Raw genomic sequence first — 3,418 nt, 5'->3', positions numbered from 1 at the left:
CAAAGCTACGTCGAGCATTTCGGGCGTTGGCAGTGTATTTTTTCCGTGCCACCCTACGGGCGGAGCGCTTTTGCCCCCTCTTTTTGTTGGTTCTCCTTGACGTGGCTTTGGCCACGCCTGCGTCGAACCGCCGCGACAGGAAGCAAAATCGCTTCCGTTACCGCCTATGGGGATTTTTGAGATGGGTTCCAATCAGACAGGAGGTGTGAAATGAACGCGAAGAAACTGTGGAGAGCGCTGGGAATGCTGCTGCTTCCGGCACTGCTCGCAGGCGGCGGTCTTGTCACGGGAAAGACGAAATACACCAAATTCGAGCCCGGTGACGAGGTGCTTTTCGAAACGGATTTTCGTGACTGTCCGGTGGGAGAGTTTCCCGAAGGATTCGACAAGTTCGAGAAGGGGATCGAGTGTGTCAAATACGACGATCACATCTGGATCGCACCCTCTACCGACAACGGTATGCGCATCTGGAAAAAACTGGAGATCGGCGACGACGACTTCTCGATCGAGTACGATCTCGTGATCAACCCGGAAGGGAAGAAGGGGCAGTCCGCCAAAGTCAAATTCCGTCCTTTGACCAAGGGCAAGAACGAAAAAGAGTGGGACAAAGAGGAGTATTTCGGAAACGAGGATTTCGATGTGGTCTTCTACGCCGACCGGCTGGAGCTTCGAAAGGTCGGGCGCATCCTGAACGTTCCCCATCCCAAAGAGAAGAGGATGCATATCGCCATCCAGGTGCGGCGGCACCAATACCGGGTATTCGCCGACGGCAAACGCCTGGTCTCGATCCCTTTTCACAAAACGGTCCACGGGTTCGAGTTTCAGATGTGGGATACGCCCGCCTACGGGGCACTGATCTCCAACATCCGCGTCGCCAGATACACGAAAAAAGAGGCGAAACCGACCCCTGAAAAGCTGGGCATCGGTGTCAGGAAGACCAAAGAGGGGATGAAGCTGACGGTGCCGGAGAAGGTGCTCTTCGACTTCAACAAGTTCATCCTCAAGCCCGAAGCCAAAGAGGCGCTCTCGGTGGTGGGCGACATCATCCGTGAAAACCCGGCCAAAAAGCTGATCGTCACCGGCTACACCGACAACGTCGGCAGCGACGCGTACAACCTCAAACTCTCGCTGCAGCGGGCCCAGTCGGTGGCCGACTACCTGATCTACTGCGAAAAGGTCGATCCGAAACTCTTCGAGATCGTCGGCAAAGGCAAGGCCGACCCGATCGCCGACAACGCCACCGAGGCGGGCCGCGCGAAGAACCGGCGGGTCGAGATACGGATCGTGAAGTAGCGGGCCATGCGGTTTCTCTGGCTGCTTCTGGTCCTTTTTCTGACTGCGCAGGGGTGCCCTCCCCTGAGCGACAGGATCTATCTCTACCTGAACGAACCGGGCGTATCGCTGCAGCCGGTGCCGGCGGAGCAGATCGAAACGATGCGACGGCTCATCGGCGCGAAGGAGCTCTCGGTCCGAAAGACGCCCGAGGGTGTCCCGGCGATCGCCGTCGTCGCCCCCCGCCCCGACGAGATCCCCGAAAAGATCTCGACGTCGGTCGATCTGACCCCGTGGTTTGCAAAAAAGGAGTGCCTGAAGAGCTGGGAAGCCTTTCACCGCTGCATGAACCGGGGAGAAAACCGCCGCGACGAGGTGCTCTACCGGCAGATCGAGAGAAAATTCGTCTCGAAAATCGTGTGCGAGGAGGGAGAAAAATGCCCCGAAGAGGATTTCGCGAAGTGGCGGCTCGTCTGGGAGAGCCCCGCTCTGATCCGCATCGAGGCCGAGATCGGGAAGGGGGGCTTCGAAAGCCTCCAAAAGGCGAAAGAGAGCCTGCACCGCATCAACGCCCTGTTGAAGCGGACCGTCTACGGAGCCCGTTTTCCGGAGGATTACGGAGAGGGGACGGGCCCGGAGGAGATCTTCGCGATCGGGACACGGGCGCGGCAGAACTACGACTTTTCCGAAGCGCTGGCGACGGTGGTTTCGCGACTAACCGGGGAGGGATTCCTCTCGGGACTGAGGAAAAACGACATCGAGACGCTGCGTAAACTCGCAAAAGGAGGCGCGCTGATCTACTACCTGCCCGCCCGCTGCCTCCAAGCCTCCCAAAGCGGTGCCGCTTCGCCGCAGGCCCGTGATGCGTGGCGGCGTCCCCCCGGCGGCGAAACCGCCGGCTGGCACACCCGGAGCAACAGCGCGCGCATCCGCTTCGACGCCGACTGGTGCCCACATCTTGAGATCATGCGATAGGAGAAAGAGCGTGAAGAGGATAGTCGTTTCACTCGCCATAATATTCCTGACGGTGACGGCGATATGGGGAGGCCCGTACCGTCTCGAAAAGAGCCTCTCCATACCCGATGCGTATTTCTTCACACCCGCCCTCTCCTCGCCCCGCTACGCCCTCTTCGGCTACGTCTCCAAAGCCAGACCGACACCCGAAGAGATCGCGGCGGAGAGAAAACGGATCCGGCGAATCCTCGACAGCGCCGTGAAGCGGGAGTACGGTAGCTGGAAGAAGTACGGCGAGGCGATGAAAGAGGCGGGGAAAGAGGCCGCGGCCCGGGCCGCCTCCGAAGAGCCCGCCTGGGCGCGGACCCTGATGCCCCCCTCGCTGATCGAAGAGGCGGTGCCTCTTTTGATGAAAGGGGCGCTGATGTGGGCGATGGCCCATTCCGAAGCCCGAACCGAGCCTTTCGGCAACGTCGGGGAGACGGGGATCGTCCTGCTCGACGCCGAGGGGCGCTACACCAAAATCCCGCTGGGGATCGACCAGCCGGTCCTCTCTTTGGACATCTCCCCCGACGGGCGGTTCGCGGCCGCGCTGTGCGACATGAGCGTCGAGGACGAAAAAGGGCGTCTTCACACGGCGGGACGCATCTGCCTCGTCGACACGAAAACGAAAAAGGTGCTTCTCCAGCGCATCTACGCCAACGCCTGCGGCGAGGTGCGCTTCAGCCCCGACGGGCGCCGGCTCGCTTTCCTCCTCAGAGATCCCGCCACGTGGGAGAGGATGGCGATCCGCTTCATCGACCTGCGAAGCGGACGCCTCGAAAAGGGGGCGATCCTCTTCGAGGGGGCCGACGCTTCGGAGAGTTTCTACGGCAGGAAACGCAGGATCCCCCACTTTCGTTTCGCGGACGGCGGCAGGCTCGTGGCGCTCTTTTCGAGCCGCGGGAAAGGGGTGCTCTGTTTCGACGCCCGAAGCCTCCGGCGCCTGAGCCTCCTGAAAGGGAGCGGTCCCCGTTTCGCGGCGGCGAAATCACACCCATGGATTTTCGACGAGAGAGGCCGGCTGCGCCGCTGCGGCGACGGTGCAACACTCTTTGCGCTGAAGCTTCCCCGCGACGTTTTCCACGAAATCCCGGAAGCGGTGTTTTTCCGCGAAGATAAAAATCTCATGGCGGTGGACAGGATGGGATGC

General features: G+C 60.8%; 3 protein-coding genes. All 3 read left to right on the top strand.

The window, feature by feature from the left end; genetic code table 11:
* Positions 1–210: 210 nt before the first annotated feature.
* Positions 211–1,293 (top strand): OmpA family protein, encoded by a 1,083-nt coding sequence (locus Q1K23_RS08690; protein WP_300363888.1) that lies wholly within the window; start codon positions 211–213, stop codon positions 1,291–1,293.
* A gap of 6 nt (positions 1,294–1,299) precedes the next feature.
* Positions 1,300–2,247 carry a hypothetical protein gene (locus Q1K23_RS08685; protein WP_300363886.1) on the top strand — a complete coding sequence of 316 codons (948 nt, stop codon included), beginning with the start codon at positions 1,300–1,302 and terminating at the stop codon, positions 2,245–2,247.
* A gap of 10 nt (positions 2,248–2,257) precedes the next feature.
* The coding region (locus Q1K23_RS08680; RefSeq protein WP_300363885.1) for a hypothetical protein at positions 2,258–3,418 on the top strand (1,161 nt) is incomplete at its 3' end.

Origin of the sequence: Hydrogenimonas sp., assembly GCF_029933015.1 — a bacterium.
In the GTDB taxonomy this organism is placed as follows: domain Bacteria; phylum Campylobacterota; class Campylobacteria; order Campylobacterales; family Hydrogenimonadaceae; genus Hydrogenimonas.
This window is presented reverse-complemented; position numbering and strand designations above follow the sequence as displayed.